We start from the raw sequence: 19,644 nt of genomic DNA on the forward strand, positions 1-19,644 counted from the left end.
TGTCCCTCGTCCTACCAGCCGCGGTTGGCGTAGCGCTCGGTCTCGGGGAGGGTGTCGCAGTTGATGCCGACCATGGCCTCGCCGAGGTTGCGGGACGCGTCCGCGATGATCTTCGGGTCGTCGTAGAAGGTGGTCGCCTTCACGATGGCCGCGGCGCGCTTGGCGGGGTCGCCGGACTTGAAGATGCCGGAGCCGACGAAGACGCCCTCGGCGCCGAGCTGGCGCATCAGCGCGGCGTCCGCCGGGGTGGCCACGCCGCCGGCGGAGAAGAGGACCACCGGGAGCTTGCCCAGCTCGGCGACCTCCTTGACCAGCTCGTAGGGGGCGCGCAGTTCCTTGGCGGCGGCGTACAGCTCGTTGTTGTCGTAGCCGCGCAGGCGGGCGATCTCGTTCTTGATCTGGCGCAGGTGGCGGACGGCCTCGACCACGTTGCCGGTGCCGGCCTCGCCCTTGGAGCGGATCATGGCGGCACCCTCGGCGATGCGGCGCAGGGCCTCGCCGAGGTTGGTGGCGCCGCAGACGAAGGGGGTGGTGAAGGCCCACTTGTCGGAGTGGTTGACCTCGTCGGCCGGGGTGAGGACCTCGGACTCGTCGATGTAGTCGACGCCGAGGGACTGGAGGACCTGGGCCTCGACGAAGTGGCCGATGCGGGACTTGGCCATCACGGGGATGGACACCGCGTTGATGATGCCCTCGATCATGTCCGGGTCGGACATGCGGGCCACGCCGCCGTCCTTGCGGATGTCGGCCGGGACCCGCTCCAGGGCCATGACGGCGACGGCGCCCGCGTCCTCCGCGATCTTCGCCTGCTCCGGCGTGACGACGTCCATGATCACGCCGCCCTTGAGCTGCTCCGCCATGCCGCGCTTCACGCGGGCGGTGCCGGTCTCGGGGGCCTGGTTTTCGGAGAACGTGCTGGACACGGGTACCTCACTGGTGGAGAAAAGGGGGTTTCTGCAGCACTGAGGAAACGTGATCGGACCAGGCCACAGCAAGGGCCAATGGGCAGCCGGTGGATCCTTTTGGGCCACGGCGGTGGATGACGGCCCGGCGGCCCGGTCAGGAGGCCCGCTCGACCAGGGCGGGCGGCGGCTCGTCGTCCATCTCGAACGCCAGCGGGAAGGCGGCGTGTCCGGCCAGCCGGAACCAGCGCACCTTGCGGTGCTCGCGCAGCCGGCGGGCGGCCCCCACGGCGTCGTTGTGGAAGCGACGGGCCATCGGCACCTTGCGGACCGCCTCCGTCAGTTCGCCGGCCGCGGCCTCTCCCCCGGGCGCCTCGCGCACCGCCTCGACCTGCCGGGCGTCCTCGAACACGGCCCGCAGCGCCTGGCTCAGCTCGCTCTCGGCGACCTCCCGCTGCTCCTCCTCGGCCTGCCGCGCGGCGTGCGCGGCCTCGTACAGGACGATCGAGGCGGCGGGGTCGAGCACGCCCGAGGTCGCGAGTTCCTGGGCCACGGAGGCCCTGCGCAGCAACTGGGCGTCGAGCGCGGCACGGGCGGCGTCGATCCGGGCGTGCAGCCGGTCCAGCCGGCCCGCCGTCCAGCTCAGGTACAGGCCGATCGCGACGAGGACGACCAGGATCCAGATGAGGGTTGGGGTCACGGACGGCAAGCCTACGGGGGTACTCCGCCGGGTCGGGCGCTGCCCGGCGGTGGCGGCCACCGGGGTCCGCGCCCCCGCAAGCCCGTCGCCCGGACGGCCCCGTCCTCACGCCCGGGACGGGCCGTGCGCGAACCGGCGTTCAGTCCTTCGCCGCCAGGCCGAACCTCGCGCGCAGCCCGGTGGCCCGCTCGTCCGCCGCCACCGCCGCCGCGCCCGCCGTCACCGTCTCGTAGACGGACATGATGTCCGCGCCGACCGTCGACCAGTCGAAGCGCCGCACGTGAGCGCTGCCCCGCTCCCGCAGTTCGGCCCGGCGGTCCGGGTCGGCCAGCAGCCGCACCGCCGCCTCGGCCAGCGCGTCGGCGTCCTCGTTGGGGAACAGCTCGCCGGCCGCGCCCTGGTCGAGGACCTGGGCGAAGGCGTCCAGGTCGGAGGCGAGCACCGGGGCGCCCGCCGACATGGCCTCGACGAGGATGATGCCGAAGCTCTCGCCGCCGGTGTTGGGCGCCACGTACAGGTCGACGCTGCGCAGGAAGCGGGCCTTGTCCTCGTCGCTGATCATGCCGAGGAACTCCACCCGGGAGCGCAGCTCGGCGGGCAGCGACGCCACCGCCTCCTTCTCGTCACCGCGCCCGGCGACCAGCAGGCGGGTCCCGGGGCGCTCCGCGAGGATCTTCGGCAGGGCGCCCATCAGGACGGGCAGCCCCTTGCGGGGTTCGTCGATGCGCCCGATGAAGCCGATGGTGTCGCCCTGCCACTCGGGCCTCGGCTCGGCGTCCGCGAAGAAGCCGACGTCGACGCCGTTGGGGATCACCACCGCGTCCCCGCCCAGGTGCTCGACGAGCGTGCGGCGGGCGTACTCGCTCACCGCGATCCGGGCGCTGATCTTCTCCAGGGCCGCCTGGAGGATGGCGTACGCGGCGATCATCGCCCGCGAGCGCGGGTTGGAGGTGTGGAAGGTCGCCACGATGGGACCCTGCGCCGCCCAGCAGGTCAGCAGGCCCAGCGAGGGCGAGGTCGGCTCGTGGATGTGGATGACGTCGAACGCGCCCTCGTGCAGCCAGCGCCGTACCCGCGCCGCCGACAGGAAGCCGAAGTTCAGCCGGGCCACCGAGCCGTTGTACGGCACCGGCACCGCGCGCCCGGCCGAGACGACGTACGGCGGCAGCGGGGTGTCGTCGTCGGCGGGGGCGAGGACGGACACCTCGTGGCCGAGGCGGAGGAAGTACTCGGCGAGGTCGCGGATGTGGAACTGGACGCCGCCCGGCACGTCCCACGAGTACGGGCAGACGATGCCGATCCTCACGAGGCGTCCCGCCCGGTGGCCTCGGAGGACCCGGAAGCCCCGGGTGCCCTGGCCGGGTCGAGGTCCTTCAGCCAGAGCCGCTGGAGCATGTGCCAGTCCTCCGGGTGGTCGGCGATGCCGGTGGCGAAGGCGTCGGCCAGCGCCTGTGTCATGACGGACGTCTTCTCGCTCCGGGTGCCCGACGCGGGCACCTCGACCGGCGGGTGCACCCGGCCTCGCATGACCGGCGAGTCGTCGTACCAGAGGGTCACCGGCAGCAGTCGCGCGCCGGTCTGCTGGGCGAGCAGGGCGGGGCCGGCCGGCATCCGGGCCGTCTCGCCGAAGAAGCCGACCTCCACGCCGGAGGCGGACAGGTCGCGGTCGGCGACCAGGCAGACCAGTCCGCCGTCCCGCAGCCGCCGGGCCAGGGTGCCGAAGGCGGTGCCGCCGCTGTGCGGCAGGACCTCCATGCCGAGGCTCTCGCGGTAGGCGACGAAGCGGTCGTAGAGGGTCTCCGGCTTGAGGCGCTCGGCGACGGTGGTGAACGGGATGCCCAGTTCGGTGGTGACCCAGGCGCCGGCGAGGTCCCAGTTGGCCAGGTGCGGCAGGGCGAGTACCACGCCCTTGCCCGCGTCCATGCCCTCGGTCAGGTGGTGCAGGTCCTTGGGGGCGAAGCCGGACCTGACGCGCTCGGCACTCCAGGCGGGCAGCCGGAAGGACTCCATCCAGTAGCGCAGGTACGAGCGCATGCCGGCGCGCGAGAGCTCGGCGAGCCGCTCCGGGCCCGCGTCGGGCACCACGCGCGCGTAGTTGCTCTCCAGCCGCCGGACCCCCGCCCCGCGCTGCTTCCAGGCGAGGTCCGCGACGGTCCGGCCGAGCCGCGCGGCGACCGGCTCGGGGAGCTTCTTGACCGTGCTCCAGCCGGCGCCGTAGAGGCCGTCGGTCAGCCGCTCCCGGACGCTCACTTCGCCGCCTCGGTGTCCTGGCCGCGCTGCGCGGCGGCGTCCGCCTCGGCCGACTCCCGGCGGACCGTGACGACGCGCTGAACCAGCGTGACGAGGCTGCCGACGGCGACGATCCACAGGGCGACCGGCAGCAGGTACTGGATGCCGGGCACACCGAACTTGTGCAGCCCCGCGAAACCGGCCGCGACCAGGGAGATCACCAGCCGCTCGGCGCGCTCCACCAGCCCGTTGACGGCGACCGGCAGACCGATCGACTCGCCGCGCGCCTTGGTGTACGACACCACCTGCCCGCTGGCCAGGCAGAAGATCGACACGGCGCACAGGACGTTGTCGTCGCCCCGGCCGGCGTACCAGAGCGCGAAGCCGCCGAAGATCGCGCCGTCGGCGACCCGGTCGAGGGTGGAGTCCAGGAAGGCGCCCCAGCGGCTGGAGCGGCCGAGCTGACGGGCCATGTTGCCGTCGACGAGGTCGGAGAACACGAACAGCGTGATCACGACCGTGCCCCAGAAGAACTCGCCCATGGGGTAGAAGACCAGCGCACCCGCGACCACTCCGGCGGTGCCGATGAGCGTGACCGTGTCGGGGCTGACGCCCCGGCGGATGAGAAACGCGGCGAACGGTGTGAGGACACGCGTAAAAAATGCACGCGCGTACTTGTTCAGCATGGCCTTCCCGACGGTCGGTGTGGCCGCGCGGCCCTTGCTGGCCACCGGCTGGCCCATCGTAGTCACGCACGGGCCCGTGCGGCGGACGGGCACCCGCACCGCCCTCTGCTTCCGTATGGACGCGGCGTGACGGGAGTGGGAGTCTCGAAGGACCGCGGGCGTCGCCGGAGCCGCCACTGCACGCGGTCCGCGAGTCCGCGCCCACACGACCTCACCGTGCACGGGAGGCAAGGACATGGGCGACAAGGCACATACCCACCCCGGAGCCGCCGGCAGGGCAACGGCGGCCGACCATCCCGCGTCCGTACGGAATGTGGTGCTGGTCGGCCACTCCGGATCGGGCAAGACGACTCTGGTGGAGGCCCTCGCGCTGACCGCGGGAGCCGTGAACCGGGCGGGCCGCGTGGAGGACGGCGGCTGCGTCTCGGACTACGACGAGATCGAGCACCGCCAGCAGCGCTCGGTACAACTCTCCCTGGTGCCGGTGGAATGGGACGGCATCAAGGTCAACCTGCTGGACACCCCCGGATACGCCGACTTCGTCGGTGAGCTCAGGGCCGGTCTGCGCGCCGCGGACGCGGCCCTCTTCGTCGTCTCGGCCTCCGACGGGGTGGACGGCTCGACCCGCATGGTGTGGGACGAGTGCGCGGCCGTCGGCATGCCGCGGGCGATCGTGGTGACGCACCTGGAGGCGGCCCGGGCGGACTTCGAGGAGATGACCCGGATCTGCGCGGACGCGTTCGGCGCCGACGACCCCGACGCGGTGCTTCCGCTCTACCTGCCGCTGCGCGGCCCGCGGGCGCCCGACGGCCACGAGCCCGTGACGGGCCTGATGGGGCTGCTCACGCAGCGGCTGTTCGACTACTCCTCCGGCGTGCGCGAGGAGTCCGAGCCGGTCGGGGACCAGTTGCCGCTGATCGAGGCGGCGCGCGACCGGCTGATCGAGGGGATCATCGCCGAGAGCGAGGACGAGACCCTCATGGACCGCTACCTGGGCGGCGAGCAGGTCGACGTCAAGACGCTGATCCAGGACCTGGAGCGGGCCGTCGCGCGCGGCGCCTTCTTCCCCGTCCTGGCCGCCGCCCCCGCCGCCGAGGGCGCCCGGCAGGGACTGGGCACGGTGGAGCTGCTGGAGCTGGTCACGCGCGGCTTCCCCACGCCGCTGGAACGCGAGGCGCCCCGGGTGACCACGCTCGACGGCACCCCGCGCGAGCTGCGGATGTGCGACCCGGACGAGTCGCTGGTCGCGGAGGTCGTCAAGACGTCCTCCGACCCGTACGTCGGCCGGATCTCCCTCGTCCGCGTGTTCTCCGGCACCCTGCGCGCCGACCAGACGGTGCACGTCTCCGGGCACGGACTGGCCGACCGCGGCCACGAGGACCACGACGTCGACGAGCGGATCGGCGCCCTGTCGACACCGTTCGGCAAGCTCCAGCGGCCGGTCACCCACGTGATCGCTGGCGACCTGGCGTGCGTGGCCAAGCTGAGCCGCGCCGAGACCGGGGACACCCTGTCGGCCAGGGAGGACCCTCTGCTGATGGCGCCGTGGGAGATGCCCGACCCGCTGCTGCCGCTCGCCATCCAGGCGCACAGCAAACCCGACGAGGACAAGCTCTCCCAGGGCCTCGCCCGGCTCGTCGCCGAGGACCCCACGATGCGGCTGGAGCAGAACCAGGACACCCGCCAGGTGGTCCTGTGGTGCCTGGGCGAGGCCCACGCGGACGTCGCCCTGGAGCGGCTGCGCAGCCGGTACGGCGTCCAGGTCGACGTCGTACCGCACCAGGTGGCCCTGCGGGAGACGTTCGGGAGCCGGGCGACCGGGCGCGGGCGGCACGTCAAGCAGTCCGGCGGGCACGGGCAGTACGCCATCTGCGAGATCGAGGTGGAGCCGTTGCCGGGCGGCTCGGGCATCGAGTTCGTGGACAAGGTGGTCGGCGGCGCGGTTCCCCGGCAGTTCATCCCGTCGGTCGAGAAGGGCGTGCGGGCCCAGGCGGCCAGGGGCGTCGCCTCCGGCCATCCGCTGATCGACGTGCGCGTCACGCTGCTGGACGGCAAGGCGCACTCGGTGGACTCCTCCGACGCCGCCTTCCAGACGGCCGGCGCGCTGGCGCTGCGGGAGGCCGCCGCCGACGCGAAGATCCACCTGCTGGAGCCGGTGGCCGAGGTGAGCGTGCTGGTCGGTGACGAGTACGTGGGCCCGGTGATGAGCGACCTGTCGGGCCGGCGCGGCCGGCTGCTGGGCACCGAGCAGACCAGCGGCGGACGGACCCTGATCCGGGCCGAGGTGCCCGAGATCGAGATCGGCCGGTACGCGGTGGACCTGCGCTCCCTGTCCCACGGCACCGCGCGCTTCGACCGCAGCTACGCGCGGCACGAACCGATGCCGTCCCAGGTCGCGGAACGCCTGCGCGAGGAGGTGCGCGCGGCGTCCTGACGGCGCTTGCCCCGGCGCGGGCCGCCCCCGCGCCGGAGGCTCCCACCCGGCGCGCGACGGCGCACCAGGGGGTCAACCCGCGTACGCTGGGGCGCCTTTGGCCGTCCCGTGACGCACGCCGGTGACGGCGGATACGCTGATGACCTGATCAACAGGTGTGCGGGGCAGGGAAGTCGGGAAGGCCGCAGGAGCGACAGTGGTGGCGATCGGGGGCGGGAATGGCCGTTGACGGCGGTTACGCGGACTTCTTCGGACCGCAGGTTCCGCGTACGGACGACGGGGGGCAGACGGCCACCTTCGCGCTGGCCTCGGCCGCCTACCGGGACAACCCGGTGGAGGAGATAAAGAAGGCCGACAACGAGTGGCACAAAACGACCGTCAACGCGGGCCGCTCCTGGGCGACGATCTTCCGCCCCAATCTCGGCGAGGCCTTCTCCCGCGCGGTCGCCGACCGCATGCTCGGCGGTGACCGCAAGCCCCTCATCCAGTCCTTCGGGGCCGAGCCCCAGGTGGTCGTCGAGCACTGCCTGGCCGCCAACGGCATCCGCAAGGCCCGCGACAACAAGCTGACCATGATCAGCCTGGTGTGCGGTGTGCTGTTCCTGCCCGGCACGCTGGTCTGGCTGCTCGGCTTCCAGATCCGCACCACCGTCGCCAAGGCGGAGAACAAGCAGGCCAGGGCCCTCGGCACCGCCGTGCTCGTGGCGATCGCCGCGCTGGCGGTGCTGTTCCTGATCAAGATGCCGTTCTCCGGCTTCTGGGCCTGGTACGCGCGCGCCTCGGTCGTGATGCCGGTCGTCGGCTGGTACGCGGCGAAGCGGATCTGCGAGAGCACGGCCAGGGAGCTGCGTGAGCGCTGGGACGGCCTGCTGTCCGGCAGCGGCGTCGGCGCCAAGGTCCCCGAGGCCGTGCCCAGCAACCCGAACGAGACCGCGGCCGAGCAGCTCCGCCAGTCCCTGGCCAGGCTCGGCGCCGAGCAGCAGTCCAACTCGGTCTTCTACGCCGGCCCCAAGGGCATCCTCGGCATGGGCACCCGCTGGGGGAGCTGGCAGCTCGCCGAGGAGCTGGTGCCCGCCGACCCCAGCCGCGAGATCCACCCGTTCCGGAGCTGGGACGTCATACGCTCCATCCACGACCAGCTCAGCCTGCTGGAGCGCGGCCCGCTGAACACGGGCGGCTTCACGAAGCCCTCCATACGGCACTGGATCGTCACGCCGATCGGGGAGAACGCGAGCGCGGTGTCGCGCCCGGAGGGCACGGACGTCGAGGCATACCAGGTCAAGCCGCACGCGGTCCAGGAGATCTGCAACAAGCAGCAGTTCGGCGCCGGCGACCGGCACTACCTGGGCGTGCAGTGGACGCTGTGGGACGGCCAGTTGGTCATCACGATGATGATCACGGTGACCGTGCTGCACTCCACGCTGCGCATCGAGGTGACCGGTCACGCCCTGGGCCCGGTCAACTCGTTGTTCACGACCAAGCCGGAGGCGCCCTCCAAGGAGGTCGCCAAGTCGTTCAAGCCGTGGGAGACCCGCAAGGTGATGCTCCCGCTGGTCACCGCCAACGAGGTGGTGCGGCTCGCGGTGCGTGCCCCGCTCACCTGGTACCCGCCGCTGCTGAACTGGCTGGGCGGCACGATCGGCCTGCCCGAGCCCTTCGGTCTGCGGCACGCGTGGGCGGACCAGCCGTGGCGGCACCGCTTCATGGCCGACGACGCGCTGCGGGCGGCGACGCCGGTGCTGCGGGTGGTGCACTCGGCGGCGATCAAGGTGCTGGAGGAGAACGGCGTCGACACGGAGAAGTTCGGCGCGCGGTCGGCCTTCCTCAGCACGGCGGTGCAGGATCCCTCGCCGCGGAAGGCCGACGTGTACGACGCGTAGACCTCCGGCGGTTCGGCCGGGGGCCGGCGGCTCGGCGCGAGCCGGACGTCAGCCCGCCGGCCAGGCCTCCGCCAGCATCGTGCGCGTGTCCCCCAGCAGTTGCGGCAGCACCTTCGTGTGGCCGACGACCGGCATGAAGTTGGTGTCGCCGCCCCAGCGGGGCACGATGTGCTGGTGCAGATGCGCGGCGATGCCCGCGCCGGCCACCGAGCCCTGGTTCATGCCGATGTTGAAGCCGTGGGCGCCGGACGCGGTCCGCAGCGCGGTCATCGCCTGCTTGGTGAGCAGCGCCAGCTCGGCGGTCTCCGCGTCGGTCAGCTCGGTGTAGTCGGCGACGTGCCGGTAGGGCACCGTCATGAGGTGGCCGCCGTTGTACGGGTAGAGGTTCAGCACCGCGTACACCTGCTCGCCGCGCCGGACGATCAGACCGTCCTCGTCGGACTTGGCCGGGATCGAGCAGAAGGGGCAGCCGTCGTCGGCACCGGGGCCGCTCGGCTTGTTCTCGCCCTGGATGTAGGCCATCCGGTGGGGCGTCCACAGGCGCTGGAACGCGTCCTGCGTCCCCACTCCGATCTGCTGCTCCGGCTCACTCGTCATGCGTGCAGCATATGGCGTCACCGGGAGGCCCCGGAAAAGGCCCCCGGGATCGCTCCCGGGGGCCGAGGGTCCCTCCGTACGGTCAGACCTGCACCCGCTCCTCGACGACCTTCACGATCTTCGCGATGGCCTCGTCGACGGGGATGCCGTTCTCCTGCGAGCCGTCGCGGTACCGGAAGGAGACGGCCCCGTTGGCCATGTCCTCATCACCCGCGATGACCATGAAGGGCACCTTCTGCTTCTGGGCGTTGCGGATCTTCTTCTGCATGCGGTCCGAGGAGGAGTCGACCTCGACGCGCAGGCCTGCGGCCTTGGCCTTCTCGGCGAACTCGTGCAGGTACGGCACGTGGGCGTCGCCGATCGGGATGCCGAGCGCCTGGACGGGCGCCAGCCACGCCGGGAAGGCACCCGCGTAGTGCTCGAGCAGGACACCGAAGAACCGCTCGATGGAGCCGAAGAGCGCGCGGTGGATCATGACGGGCTGCCGGCGAGAGCCGTCGGCCGCCGTGTACTCCAGGTTGAACCGCTTGGGCTGGTTGAAGTCGACCTGGATCGTGGACATCTGCCAGGACCGGCCGATGGCGTCCTTGGCCTGCACGGAGATCTTCGGACCGTAGTAGGCGGCACCGCCCGGGTCGGGGACCAGCGGCAGGTTCTGCTTCTCGGCGGCCTGGCGCAGCGCCTCGGTGGCCTCCTCCCAGTCCTCGTCCGAGCCGATGAACTTGTCGGAGTCGTCACGGGTGGACAGCTCCAGCTCGAACTCGGTCAGGCCGTAGTCGCGCAGCAGGTCCAGGACGAAGGTGAGGAGCGTGTCCAGCTCCTCGGGCATCTGCTCCTTGGTGCAGTAGATGTGCGAGTCGTCCTGGGTGAAGCCGCGCGAGCGGGTCAGGCCGTGCACGACTCCCGACTTCTCGTACCGGTACACGGTCCCGAACTCGAAGAGCCGGAGCGGCAGCTCGCGGTACGACCGGCCCCGGGACTTGAAGATCAGGTTGTGCATCGGGCAGTTCATCGCCTTGAGGCGGTAGTTCTGCTCGTCGAACTGGATGGCCGGGAACATGCCCTCCGCGTAGTGCGGCAGGTGCCCGGAGATCTCGAAGAGGTGCTCCTTCGAGATGTGCGGGGTGTTCACGAACTCGTAGCCCGAGACCTCGTGCCGGCGGCGCGAGTAGTCCTCCATGACCTTGCGGATGACGCCGCCCTTGGGGTGGAACACCGCGAGGCCGGGGCCCAGCTCGTCCGGGAAGGAGAACAGGTCCAGCTCCGAGCCGAGCTTGCGGTGGTCCCGCTTCTCGGCCTCGGCGAGGAACTCCAGGTACTGCTTCAGCTCGTCCTTGGTCGGCCAGGCGGTGCCGTAGATGCGCTGGAGCTGCGGGTTCTTCTCACTGCCGCGCCAGTAGGCGGCGGCCGAGCGCATCAGCTTGAAGGCCGGGATGACACGGGTGGTCGGCAGGTGCGGACCACGGCACAGGTCCTTCCAGCACAGCTCGCCGGTCTTGGCGTCGAGGTTGTCGTAGATGGTCAGCTCACCGCTGCCCACCTCGGCCTCGGCACCGTCGGCGGCCTGCGCGGCGTTGCCCTTGAGCCCGATCAGCTCCAGCTTGTACGGCTCGTCCGCCAGTTCCTCGCGGGCGGCCTCGTCGCTGGTGACACGACGGGAGAAGCGCTGGCCCCGCTTCTGGATCTCCTGCATCTTCTTCTCGATGGCCTTGAGGTCATCGGGGTGGAAGGGCTTCTCGACATCGAAGTCGTAGTAGAAGCCGTCCTTGATGGGCGGGCCGATGCCCAGCTTGGCCTCGGGGAACAGCTCCTGCACTGCCTGCGCCATGACGTGCGCGGTGGAGTGGCGCAGGATGTTGAGGCCGTCCTCGGAGGAGATCTCCACACCCTCGACGGTCTCGCCGTCCCGGAGCTCGTACGCGAGGTCCTTGAGCTCACCGCCGATACGGGCGGCGACGACCGAGCGCTCGCCCGCGAAGAGCTCGGCGGCCGTAGTGCCCGTAGTCACCACGCGTTCTTCCCGCTCGGAATCACGTTGGATGATCACACGGACGTCTGACACCGGTCTCTCCTGACTGAAGTGGGGCTGCGGCGCCATACCGGAGCGCACGCACGAGCGATCGTACCGACCAGGCCCCGCCCCGGTCGAAATCATTCCTCTGCGCAGGCTTCGCCGAAGACGTCCAGGTTCTCCTGGAGCGCCTTCATCAGCCGGTCCCGCTCGGCGTCGTCGACCTGCGCGGGGACGACCTCGCAGGCCCCGGTGAGGCGGCGGAATCCGCCCCGGCTCTCCAGCCGCCCCAGCACCCGCACGGGCAGGCCGAGCAGATGTGCGTGCCCGGCGATCCGGTAGGCCTCCTCGTCCAGCGTGACCCGTACGTGCGGGACCTCGGCCCCGGAGAGCACGCGCAGCCGCACGGTCCCGGTGCCGCGCGGCCCGGTCCGGCGCATCCGCACGACGGTGCCCGTCAGCCGCACCGGCACGGAGGGCTCCGCGCGCCGGTAGCGGACCCCGGCCTCGCGCAGGGCGGGCAGGTCCCCGGGCGAGAACTCGACGGGCTCGGCGAGGGCGGCGCAGCCCTCGGGGACTCCGGCGGCCGGCGCCCAGGTGACGGCGACGCGGGCGCCCTCGGTGCCCCGGACGAGGGCGACGAGCGCTTCGGTGAGTTCCTGGCTGACGCCCGCCGCGACGGCGGTGTCGAAGGCGTCCATGGCGCCGGTGGCCCGGCGGTAGTCGACGGCCTCGCGGGCGGCGAAGAGGGCCTGGTGCAGGCGTACGGCGAGGGGGCGGCCGGTGGTGACGGGCACGAACGCGGTGAGGCGGCGGCCGTCGGCGGCGGGGCCGACGAGGACGTTCTCCAGGGACGCGGCGGCGGCACGGCGGTGCCGGGCCCCGTGGTACCCGGCCCGGGCGCGGGTCGCGAGGGCCCCGGCGAGCAGGGTGTGCCGGGCGGCGGAGCGCAGGTGCTCCTCGGCCGTCCAGGCGGCGGTGCCTGCGGGGCCGGGCGGCAGGTCGCGCCACCAGCGGATCTCGTCGCTGGGCACGGCGAGGGAGACGAGGATCTCCCGGGCGGAGGGCGTGCCGCTGCGGGACAGGGCGAGCAGGGCCTCGCCGAGCAGGTCGTCGCTGTCGGGGAAGGCGCGGCTGTCGGGCACCAGCAGGCTGGTGGCGCCGCCGCCGGGGCCGGGCGGGGTCCAGCGTCCGTAGCGGCCGGGGGCTCCGCCGCGCCGGTGCCAGCCGTGCCGGTGCAGCAGGGCGGCGAGCACGGCCGGGTCGACGGTGCCGGGCCCGGGCGGGGCGCCGTCCGGTTCGGGACCCGCGGGATGCGGGCGGAGAGGGCGCGGGGGTTCGTGGAGCGGGCGGTGCGTCATGGAGTGCCTCCCGTCCCGACCCGCGTCATGATCTCGCACAGCGCCCGGTCGTCGAAGACCCGCGCGGTCGGTATCCGCACGGTGGTGCGCCGACGACCCGTGACCGGGTGTCCGGCGAGGTTGGTCCAGTAGCAGCAGTGCCTGAGGTCCAGCCGGTCGTGGCCGGCCCGCAGCCACTGGTCCCGGGAGCGCGGGACGATCATCACGACCAGGATCTTGTGCACCGACACCGGGGTGCGGGCGAGCTTGGCCAGGTGGTCGTTGTCGAGCGTGAAGGAGAAGAAGCGGCCGGGCGGGCCGGGCGGTATCTGGTAGGTCGCCTTGAGCTGCACCTTGATGGTGACCTCGTCGTCGACGGTGTGCCCGGGCGCGCTGTGGCTGACGTGCCAGTCGATGCCGTTGTCCGGGAAGGGCTGGGACAGCGAGCAGCCGGCCGCCGCGGCGACCGCGTGCAGATAGCCGACCTGCAGCGTCTCCATGCAGGCGGTGGTGGCGAGGGAGCCGCGTTGCGGCGCCGCGCGCTCGGGCAGCAGCCCGCCCCGTTCGGGCTGCGCTATGGCCATGGCCAACAGCCTTCCAGAACTGGTGTATCCCCACTGCGGGCCGCTGAACTGCAAAGACCCGTACTCCTGTTGTGTCCTTCCGGCGTACGTCGCAAACAGCCCGGGTATCACCGAAACGGGACAGAGGGACGGCGCGTCAGCAGCCGTACCGGGACGAGGAGTTGAAGCCCTATGACGTGCTGGTTCGAGGGGCCGCTGGCGGCCTTCGACACGGAGACGACGGGTGTGGACGTCGAGAGCGACCGGATCGTCTCGGCGGCCCTGGTCGTGCAGGACGCGCCGGGTCTGCGGCCCCGCGTCACACGCTGGCTGGTCAATCCGGGTGTGCCGGTGCCCGAGGCGGCGACGGCGGTGCACGGGCTGACGGAGGAGCATCTGCAGCGCAACGGCCGCTGGCCCGCGCCGGTGATGCACGAGATAGCGGAGGCGCTGGGCGAGCAGGCCCGGGTCGGGCGTCCGCTCGTGGTGATGAACGCGCCGTTCGATCTCACGCTGCTGGACCGGGAGTTGCGCCGCCACCGCGCCTCGTCGCTGGCCGCCCGGCTGGAGCGGGCGCCGCTGCACGTCCTGGATCCGCGTGTCCTCGACAAGCACCTGGACCGCTACCGCAAGGGCCGCCGCACCCTCACCGATCTGTGCGCGCACTACGGCGTCGAGTTGGAGGGTGCGCACGACGCGGCGGCGGACGCGCTGGCCGCGATGGGCGTCGTACGGGCGGTGGGGCGCCGCTTCCAGGCGCGGCTGGAGCGCCTGTCGGCCGCCGAGTTGCACACCCTGCAGGCGGTGTGGCACGCGGGACAGGCACGGGGCCTGGAGGCGTGGTTCGCGCTCAACGGGACCCAGGAGGCCGTCGACCCGGCCTGGCCCCTGCGCCCCGACCTGCCGGCGGCGGCGTGAACCCTCGATCGCGCAGGAGAACGAGAAGAGGACGCGGCCCGTGCTGTGCACGGACCGCGTCCTCTTGTCTGTGGGCGATACTGGGTTCGAACCAGTGACCTCTTCGGTGTGAACGAAGCGCTCTCCCGCTGAGCTAATCGCCCGGGAACGCACTGAACAATACAGGTCCCGGCGCGGTTGCTTCAAACCGCTCCCAGACGGGCGGCCAGTCCGCGCCGCCCCGCCCTCATCATCAGCCGGTGGTTGGCCCGGAACAGGGGCCGTCCCGGCACGGCGAGACGGCGCAGCAGGGGCTTGCGGACGTCGACGACCTGGTCGTAGACGACACGGCTGCCGCCGGTGCCGTCCGGCGCGACCGTCCAGCGGGCCCAGCCCTCGATGTCGCCGGAGAGGGACACCTCCAGCACGCCGGCCGCCGCGTCGCGCCGCCGCTCCCGCACGGTCTGGGTGAGGTCGTACGGGAGGAGGGAGCGGATCCGGACGACGGCGCCGGTGTCGTCGAGGCGGGTGACCTCGCGCACCTGGGGCCACCAGCGGGGGTAGTCCTCGATCCGCTCCAGTTCGCGGTAGACGGCGGGGGCGGGCACGGGCAGGGCCCACAGGCTGCGGAAGACGTAATGGTTCCAGTCCACCCGTGGAGTGTGCCCGCATCGGCTTCCGTCGCATGCCATTCCCCGCGTGCCGTACGCCGAGAAATCCGACGGCATTCCGGAATCGTGCCGGCGAATTCTCCCGCGGAGTTGCGCCACTGAGCTTGTTTCAGGAGTCGGACGCTCTTCGGGAACAACGGATCGTTACCGTCCGGTCATGACCGCGGCCGACCGCCCGTGGAGTCGCGAGCACGACAAAGCGGCCCGGCTCACGATCGGTGAGCCGGGCCGCCTGATGATCCGGTGGGCGATACTGGGTTCGAACCAGTGACCTCTTCGGTGTGAACGAAGCGCTCTCCCACTGAGCTAATCGCCCGGACGCAGGAAGAACATTACCCCATGTCAGGGGGTGCCCGTGACCAGCGGGGGCGAGGAGGCCCCGCCCCCGCCGCCGATCACTGGTCCTTGATCTTCCAGGGCATCTGGAGGCCGAACTTCCACAGGTAGATCCCGGCCAGCACGCCGATGATCACCAGGCCGATCGAGGTCAGGATGATGTTCCGGCGCCGCACCTTGGGATCGAGCGCGCGCTGTGCCGCCTCGGTCACCTTGCGCTTGGTCCAGCGGAGCACGAGCTGCGCCCAGACGAACTCGGTCGCCCAGATCGCCATGCCGCCGAAGATCACGACCCAGCCGGGCCCGGGCAGCGGCAGCATGATGATGCCGGTCACGACCACCGCGAGTCCCACGATGAAGACGCCGACCTGCCAGCTCAGGTGCAGGGCGCGGCGCGCCTTCACGAATTCCGGCGCCCGCGAACCGAGCGCGCGCTCCCCCGTGGCGCCGTCCGTCCCCGACAGGCCCTGCGCCACGGTCGCCTCGCCGGCCTTGTTACTCCCCGTGTTCATACAGCCAGACACTACCGGAGCGAAACCTGTCACCGGAATGGGTGCACTGCGCGAACGATCTTTCGGCCGGAAGAGTTACGTAAAGGCACGCAAAACACGCAGAGGGGTTTACAACGGCACCGTAGGTGGCATGTCGATTTCGCCGACGTGCGAATCCCCGAGCGCACACTGAGCGAAAGGCCCTGGCGCTTATGAACACCACGGTCAGCTGCGAGCTGCACCTGCGCCTCGTTGTGTCGAGCGAGTCCTCCCTGCCTGTCCCCGCAGGCCTGCGGTACGACACGGCCGACCCCTACGCCGTGCACGCCACCTTCCACACCGGAGCCGAGGAAACCGTCGAGTGGGTGTTCGCCCGCGACCTCCTCGCCGAAGGCCTCCACCGCCCCACCGGCACGGGCGACGTCCGTGTCTGGCCCTCGCGCAGTCACGGTCAGGGCGTCGTGTGCATCGCCCTGAGCTCCCCGGAGGGCGAGGCACTGCTCGAGGCCCCGGCGCGGGCTCTGGAGTCCTTCCTGAAGCGCACAGACGCCGCCGTGCCCCCCGGCACGGAACACCGGCACTTCGACCTCGACCAGGAGCTCTCGCACATCCTGGCGGAAAGCTAGGGCGAGGCCCCGTGAAGCCGCCCGGCGCCGTCGACTCGGGGTGACGGCACGGGCCCGGACAACCGCATACGGCACACACCGGCGTCGCCGCCGCGGTCCTCCGCGGGGCGGCGCCGGTGCGCGTGCGCGTCCGGCGGGAACCGGGGCCGGTCCGCCCGCGTTGTACGGGCAACCGCGGGCAGGAGCGTGACGCGGAGCCGGTCAGGCCGCCGCGCGAGCCACTACCATCGGCCAGCATCGGAGGGCGCCCGCGCCCGATCCCCAGGCCAGGGAGCAGAACGTGCTGATCACCCACGACACCCGGTGCGCGCTCGACACCGTGGTGGATCTGGTCAACACCGTCCCCGAGGACGAGTCGGCGCCGGACGGACTGCCGGACGTCGCGGCACTCGCGGACTTCGTGGGAACGCACGAGATCAGCGACGTCGGGGTCCTCTCGGAGCTGGACCTCGCTGCGGTGCGCAAGATCCGCGGACGGTTCGCGGCCGTCTTCGCGGCCCCGGAGCCCCGTACCGCGGCCGGACTGATCAACGAACTGGTCGCCGCCGCCGGCACCACGCCCCGGCTCACCGACCACGACGGCTACGACTGGCACATCCACTACTTCGCGCCCGGCGCCTCGGTCGCCGACCACCTCGCCGCCGACTGCGGGATGGCGCTGGCGTTCTTCGTGGTCGCCGGGGAGCAGGAGCGGCTGCGCCGGTGCGAGGCGCCCGACTGCCGGCGCGCCTTCGTGGACCTCTCCCGCAACCGCTCACGGCGGTACTGCGACAGCCGTACGTGCGGGAACAGGCTGCACGTGGCCGCGTACCGGGCGCGACGCAAGGAGGCCACGGGCTGAGGAAGCCGAGGAAGGGGCGACACGGCCCCGGCGGGTGACGCCGGGGACCGCGGGTACGGCTCACAGCAACAGCAGGTCGTGCAACGAAGCCATGAGGAGCAGACACCCGATCACCGCCAGGAAGATCATCAGCGGTGGCTGGGAAAGGGCGAAGAGGCAGCCGCGCGGTTCGTCCTGCACAAGCGCGGTTTCGCTCTGTCTCGTATCGAGCTGTGCGTCCAGCTCGGTGGGGTCCGGCATCTCGCCGCGATGATGACGCAGCGCGGCCGCCGCGTGTGGTCAACACGCCCGCAAGGACCGGTCGTTCGTTGAAACCGCAATGTGCGGTCCACGTTGTGATCGTTCCGGAGCGCCCGCTGACGGCCTCGGACCGGTGGGCGTCCGCCCGCTCAGATGCCGTGCTTCTTCAGGATGGCCTCGATGTCGCTGAAGTCGTCGTCGCCGCCGCGGGGCGCGCTCGCGGCGGGCCGGGCCGCCGGGCGGGGCCCGGAGCCGGCCAGGGAGGGTTTGGAGGCCTCGGGGGCGACCGCGTCGCGCCGGGCGGCGGCCCGGGCCTGCTTGCGTTCCTTGCGGGTGCCGCCACGGCGGCGCTCCACGGCACGGGTGGTCATGAAGAGCAGCCAGGCCGCGCCGAGCACGCCGAAGCCGGCCCAGGCCGTCGGGCTGAAGGCCGTGTCGGCCAGCCAGTCGACGACGCCGGTCATCACCAGGCCGACGGGGATCAGCGCGTAGGCGGCGATCCGGGCGGCCGTGAGGAAACGCCGGCGGTACGCGGTGACCGCCGCGATGCCCAGGCCGGCCGCGGACACCGCGGAGCAGACGGTCTCGGCAATCATCCGGTCCTCCAGGCTGGGCTCGGTCGGGCATGAGCGCTTCGTCCCTTCCATCCTGCACCGTCGGGGCAGGAAGGGGCCACGCTCCGGACACAGATCAGGGAGATCTAGGGGTCGGCTCCTCCCCAGGTGCCGGTGACGGCGTGCGCCGGGGTCCGTTCGGGACGCTGTGCCGGGGCTGGGAGACTGGGGGTATGAGCGACTCCTCCCCCGCCCCCGCCGTTGCGGTCCTCGACGTCTGGTGCGAGCTCCAGTGCCCGGACTGCCACACGGCCCTCGACGACATCCGCGCCCTGCGCGCCCGCTACGGCGACCGGCTGGACGTGCGGCTGCGGCACTTCCCGCTGGAGAAGCACAAGCACGCCTTCGCCGCCGCGCAGGCCGCCGAGGAGGCCGTGGCGCAGGGCCGGGGCTGGCCGTACGTGGAGGCCGTGCTCGACCGGGTCGCCGAGCTGGACCGCGCGGGCGAGGCCCTCCTGGTCGAGGTGGCCCGGGAGCTGGGGCTGGACGCGGAGGAGTTCGACACGGCGCTCGTCGACGGCCGGCACATCCTGATCGTCGACGCCGACCAGGCCGAGGGCAAGGCGATCGGCGTGACCGGCACCCCCACGTACGTGATCGACGGCGTGCGCCTCGACGGCGGCAGGAGCCAGGAGGGGCTGCGCGAGCGCATCGAGGAGATCGCGGACCGGCTCCTGGCCGAACCCGAGGTCTGAGCCCGGCGCGTGCCGCCGGCGTTACAGCAGCGCCTTGCCGTAGCTGAGCCGCGTGGTCTCGTAGCCGAGGGACTCGTAGAGCCGCTCGGCGGGGGTGTTCCCCGCGAAGACGTTGAGGCCGAGCAGGCGGCGGCCCGCGGCGATGGCCTGGGCCTCCGCCAGGAGCATCAGGGTGCGGCCGTGTCCGCGGCCGCGACGGGCCGGGTCGGTCTCGACGTCGAAGACGAAGGCCTGGTCGTCGCGCAGTGCCAGCCACAGCGTGCCGACCCGGTCGCCGTCGTGTTCCACCACGCTGAACAGCATGTTCTCGGTGTCGAGGCCGTCGGGCAGCAGCGTGTCGTGGTCGTGCCGGGCCTTGGCCCGGGCCGCGGCCTCCGACATGCCCCGCTCCTGCCAGGTACGCGCGTACTGCTCCGACTCGTGGGCGTGCCAGGCGGCGTACTCGGTCGGTGTCATGGACCGCGCGCCGCTGCCCGCGGGCAGGGCGGGCGGGGTGGCGCCGAGGATCTTGACCATCCCCCGGCTGCGCAGGGCGTAGCCGAGCGCGCCGGCGAGGCGCGAGCCCGCCTCCAGGTCGCCGGTGACGCTCACCTGGATCTGCCGGCAGCCCCAGCTCCGCGCCACCTCCTCGGCGGCGAGCGCGGCCACCGTTCCCCTTCCGCGCCGGCGGTCGGGCTCGTCGATCCTCAGTTCGTGGATCACGGCCACCGACGGGCCGAAGGCGGGATCGGTGCCCAGGTGTACCGCGCCGACGGGACGGCTGTTCACGCACACCTGGTAGCGGCGTGAACGCGTCCCGTCGGCCGCGCTCTGAAGCGGCTCGGTCGGCCGCAGGGTCGTGGTCATCAGGGGTGTTCTACCCCTGGCACGGCCTCGGCAGCAGCCGAATAT

At 72.0% G+C, this 19,644-nt stretch carries 20 protein-coding genes and 2 tRNA genes; 6 read left to right on the forward strand and 16 right to left on the reverse strand.

All coding sequences use genetic code 11. The features are described from left to right. Window positions 1-11: 11 nt before the first annotated feature. From pdxS to pgsA, 5 genes are all read right to left on the reverse strand, one after another. Window positions 12-923, reverse strand: a complete 912-nt coding sequence (pdxS, locus tag ACH499_RS25390; protein ID WP_356199390.1) for a pyridoxal 5'-phosphate synthase lyase subunit PdxS — start codon at window positions 921-923, stop codon at window positions 12-14. A gap of 136 nt (window positions 924-1,059) precedes the next feature. Beyond that, window positions 1,060-1,602 carry a hypothetical protein gene (locus ACH499_RS25395; RefSeq protein WP_399018527.1) on the reverse strand — a complete coding sequence of 181 codons (543 nt, stop codon included), beginning with the start codon at window positions 1,600-1,602 and terminating at the stop codon, window positions 1,060-1,062. 139 nt (window positions 1,603-1,741) lie between these two features. Next, window positions 1,742-2,908, reverse strand: a complete 1,167-nt coding sequence (locus ACH499_RS25400; RefSeq protein ID WP_356199393.1) for a glycosyltransferase family 4 protein — start codon at window positions 2,906-2,908, stop codon at window positions 1,742-1,744. Further along, window positions 2,905-3,852 (reverse strand): phosphatidylinositol mannoside acyltransferase, encoded by a 948-nt coding sequence (locus ACH499_RS25405; protein ID WP_399018530.1) that lies wholly within the window; start codon window positions 3,850-3,852, stop codon window positions 2,905-2,907. Before ACH499_RS25405 ends, ACH499_RS25400 begins: the two co-directional genes overlap by 4 nt. After that, complete coding sequence (gene pgsA, locus ACH499_RS25410) at window positions 3,849-4,574, reverse strand: phosphatidylinositol phosphate synthase (RefSeq protein ID WP_356199563.1); 726 nt, start codon at window positions 4,572-4,574, stop codon at window positions 3,849-3,851. The genes ACH499_RS25405 and pgsA overlap by 4 nt, the downstream gene beginning before the upstream one ends. Before the next feature lie 178 nt (window positions 4,575-4,752). Between pgsA and ACH499_RS25415 the strand changes: the two genes are divergently transcribed. Both ACH499_RS25415 and ACH499_RS25420 read left to right on the forward strand, forming a co-directional pair. Continuing rightward, complete coding sequence (locus ACH499_RS25415; RefSeq protein ID WP_356199396.1) at window positions 4,753-6,951, forward strand: elongation factor G-like protein EF-G2; 2,199 nt, start codon at window positions 4,753-4,755, stop codon at window positions 6,949-6,951. 218 nt (window positions 6,952-7,169) lie between these two features. Beyond that, window positions 7,170-8,831, forward strand: a complete 1,662-nt coding sequence (locus ACH499_RS25420) for a hypothetical protein (RefSeq protein WP_399018532.1) — start codon at window positions 7,170-7,172, stop codon at window positions 8,829-8,831. Between the two features lie 48 nt (window positions 8,832-8,879). On the opposite strand, the gene ACH499_RS25425 is transcribed toward ACH499_RS25420, so the two are convergent. From ACH499_RS25425 to ACH499_RS25440, 4 genes are all read right to left on the reverse strand, one after another. After that, on the reverse strand, window positions 8,880-9,428 hold the full coding sequence (locus ACH499_RS25425) for an HIT domain-containing protein (RefSeq protein ID WP_356199399.1): 549 nt from the start codon (window positions 9,426-9,428) through the stop codon (window positions 8,880-8,882). Window positions 9,429-9,510: 82 nt separating this feature from the next. Beyond that, a complete protein-coding gene (gene thrS / locus ACH499_RS25430) occupies window positions 9,511-11,490 on the reverse strand; it encodes a threonine--tRNA ligase (RefSeq protein ID WP_356199401.1) in 1,980 nt (659 codons plus the stop codon). An 89-nt stretch (window positions 11,491-11,579) separates the two neighbouring features. Then, window positions 11,580-12,800, reverse strand: a complete 1,221-nt coding sequence (locus ACH499_RS25435; RefSeq protein WP_399018535.1) for a hypothetical protein — start codon at window positions 12,798-12,800, stop codon at window positions 11,580-11,582. Then, window positions 12,797-13,363 (reverse strand): DUF4365 domain-containing protein, encoded by a 567-nt coding sequence (locus tag ACH499_RS25440; protein ID WP_356199404.1) that lies wholly within the window; start codon window positions 13,361-13,363, stop codon window positions 12,797-12,799. Before ACH499_RS25440 ends, ACH499_RS25435 begins: the two co-directional genes overlap by 4 nt. 171 nt (window positions 13,364-13,534) lie before the next feature. Between ACH499_RS25440 and ACH499_RS25445 the strand changes: the two genes are divergently transcribed. After that, window positions 13,535-14,260 (forward strand): 3'-5' exonuclease, encoded by a 726-nt coding sequence (locus ACH499_RS25445; RefSeq protein WP_356199406.1) that lies wholly within the window; start codon window positions 13,535-13,537, stop codon window positions 14,258-14,260. A gap of 71 nt (window positions 14,261-14,331) precedes the next feature. On the opposite strand, the gene ACH499_RS25450 is transcribed toward ACH499_RS25445, so the two are convergent. From ACH499_RS25450 to ACH499_RS25465, 4 genes are all read right to left on the reverse strand, one after another. Next, window positions 14,332-14,403: transfer RNA gene (locus ACH499_RS25450), tRNA-Val, on the reverse strand. A 39-nt stretch (window positions 14,404-14,442) separates the two neighbouring features. Beyond that, window positions 14,443-14,892 (reverse strand): SRPBCC family protein, encoded by a 450-nt coding sequence (locus ACH499_RS25455; protein WP_356199407.1) that lies wholly within the window; start codon window positions 14,890-14,892, stop codon window positions 14,443-14,445. 262 nt (window positions 14,893-15,154) lie between these two features. Beyond that, window positions 15,155-15,226, reverse strand: a tRNA-Val gene (locus ACH499_RS25460). A 79-nt stretch (window positions 15,227-15,305) separates the two neighbouring features. Continuing rightward, entirely contained in the window at window positions 15,306-15,758 is a 453-nt protein-coding gene (locus ACH499_RS25465) for a TIGR02611 family protein (protein ID WP_356199409.1), read from the reverse strand. Window positions 15,759-15,949: 191 nt separating this feature from the next. Between ACH499_RS25465 and ACH499_RS25470 the strand changes: the two genes are divergently transcribed. Both ACH499_RS25470 and ACH499_RS25475 read left to right on the forward strand, forming a co-directional pair. Beyond that, the gene (locus ACH499_RS25470; RefSeq protein ID WP_004002642.1) at window positions 15,950-16,363 is read left to right on the forward strand and encodes an SsgA family sporulation/cell division regulator; all 414 of its coding nucleotides are present in this window, start codon (window positions 15,950-15,952) and stop codon (window positions 16,361-16,363) included. Window positions 16,364-16,643: 280 nt separating this feature from the next. Continuing rightward, the gene (locus ACH499_RS25475; RefSeq protein ID WP_356199411.1) at window positions 16,644-17,204 is read left to right on the forward strand and encodes a CGNR zinc finger domain-containing protein; all 561 of its coding nucleotides are present in this window, start codon (window positions 16,644-16,646) and stop codon (window positions 17,202-17,204) included. A gap of 60 nt (window positions 17,205-17,264) precedes the next feature. On the opposite strand, the gene ACH499_RS25480 is transcribed toward ACH499_RS25475, so the two are convergent. After that, complete coding sequence (locus ACH499_RS25480; protein WP_356199412.1) at window positions 17,265-17,444, reverse strand: hypothetical protein; 180 nt, start codon at window positions 17,442-17,444, stop codon at window positions 17,265-17,267. Window positions 17,445-17,593: 149 nt separating this feature from the next. Then, on the reverse strand, window positions 17,594-18,040 hold the full coding sequence (locus tag ACH499_RS25485) for a hypothetical protein (RefSeq protein WP_356199414.1): 447 nt from the start codon (window positions 18,038-18,040) through the stop codon (window positions 17,594-17,596). A gap of 191 nt (window positions 18,041-18,231) precedes the next feature. Here ACH499_RS25485 and ACH499_RS25490 point away from each other — a divergent pair, with 191 nt between their 5' ends. Next, a complete protein-coding gene (locus ACH499_RS25490) occupies window positions 18,232-18,753 on the forward strand; it encodes a DsbA family protein (RefSeq protein WP_356199415.1) in 522 nt (173 codons plus the stop codon). Window positions 18,754-18,774: 21 nt separating this feature from the next. On the opposite strand, the gene ACH499_RS25495 is transcribed toward ACH499_RS25490, so the two are convergent. Next, window positions 18,775-19,599, reverse strand: a complete 825-nt coding sequence (locus ACH499_RS25495; protein WP_399018539.1) for a GNAT family N-acetyltransferase — start codon at window positions 19,597-19,599, stop codon at window positions 18,775-18,777. Window positions 19,600-19,644: the final 45 nt, after the last annotated feature.

The sequence above is a fragment of the Streptomyces sp. NPDC018947 genome, from assembly GCF_044390505.1.
Classification (GTDB): Bacteria; Actinomycetota; Actinomycetes; order Streptomycetales; family Streptomycetaceae; genus Streptomyces.

Coding starts and splice junctions, on each gene's coding strand:
- pgsA (WP_356199563.1), bottom strand. CDS start 4,574: ATGGGCCAGCCGGTGGCCAGCAAGGGCCGCGCGGCCACACCGACCGTC.
- ACH499_RS25415 (WP_356199396.1), top strand. CDS start 4,753: ATGGGCGACAAGGCACATACCCACCCCGGAGCCGCCGGCAGGGCAACG.
- ACH499_RS25420 (WP_399018532.1), top strand. CDS start 7,170: ATGGCCGTTGACGGCGGTTACGCGGACTTCTTCGGACCGCAGGTTCCG.
- ACH499_RS25425 (WP_356199399.1), bottom strand. CDS start 9,428: ATGACGAGTGAGCCGGAGCAGCAGATCGGAGTGGGGACGCAGGACGCG.
- ACH499_RS25435 (WP_399018535.1), bottom strand. CDS start 12,800: ATGACGCACCGCCCGCTCCACGAACCCCCGCGCCCTCTCCGCCCGCAT.
- ACH499_RS25440 (WP_356199404.1), bottom strand. CDS start 13,363: ATGGCCATAGCGCAGCCCGAACGGGGCGGGCTGCTGCCCGAGCGCGCG.
- ACH499_RS25445 (WP_356199406.1), top strand. CDS start 13,535: ATGACGTGCTGGTTCGAGGGGCCGCTGGCGGCCTTCGACACGGAGACG.
- ACH499_RS25465 (WP_356199409.1), bottom strand. CDS start 15,758: ATGAACACGGGGAGTAACAAGGCCGGCGAGGCGACCGTGGCGCAGGGC.
- ACH499_RS25470 (WP_004002642.1), top strand. CDS start 15,950: ATGAACACCACGGTCAGCTGCGAGCTGCACCTGCGCCTCGTTGTGTCG.
- ACH499_RS25480 (WP_356199412.1), bottom strand. CDS start 17,444: ATGCCGGACCCCACCGAGCTGGACGCACAGCTCGATACGAGACAGAGC.
- ACH499_RS25485 (WP_356199414.1), bottom strand. CDS start 18,040: ATGATTGCCGAGACCGTCTGCTCCGCGGTGTCCGCGGCCGGCCTGGGC.
- ACH499_RS25490 (WP_356199415.1), top strand. CDS start 18,232: ATGAGCGACTCCTCCCCCGCCCCCGCCGTTGCGGTCCTCGACGTCTGG.
- ACH499_RS25495 (WP_399018539.1), bottom strand. CDS start 19,599: ATGACCACGACCCTGCGGCCGACCGAGCCGCTTCAGAGCGCGGCCGAC.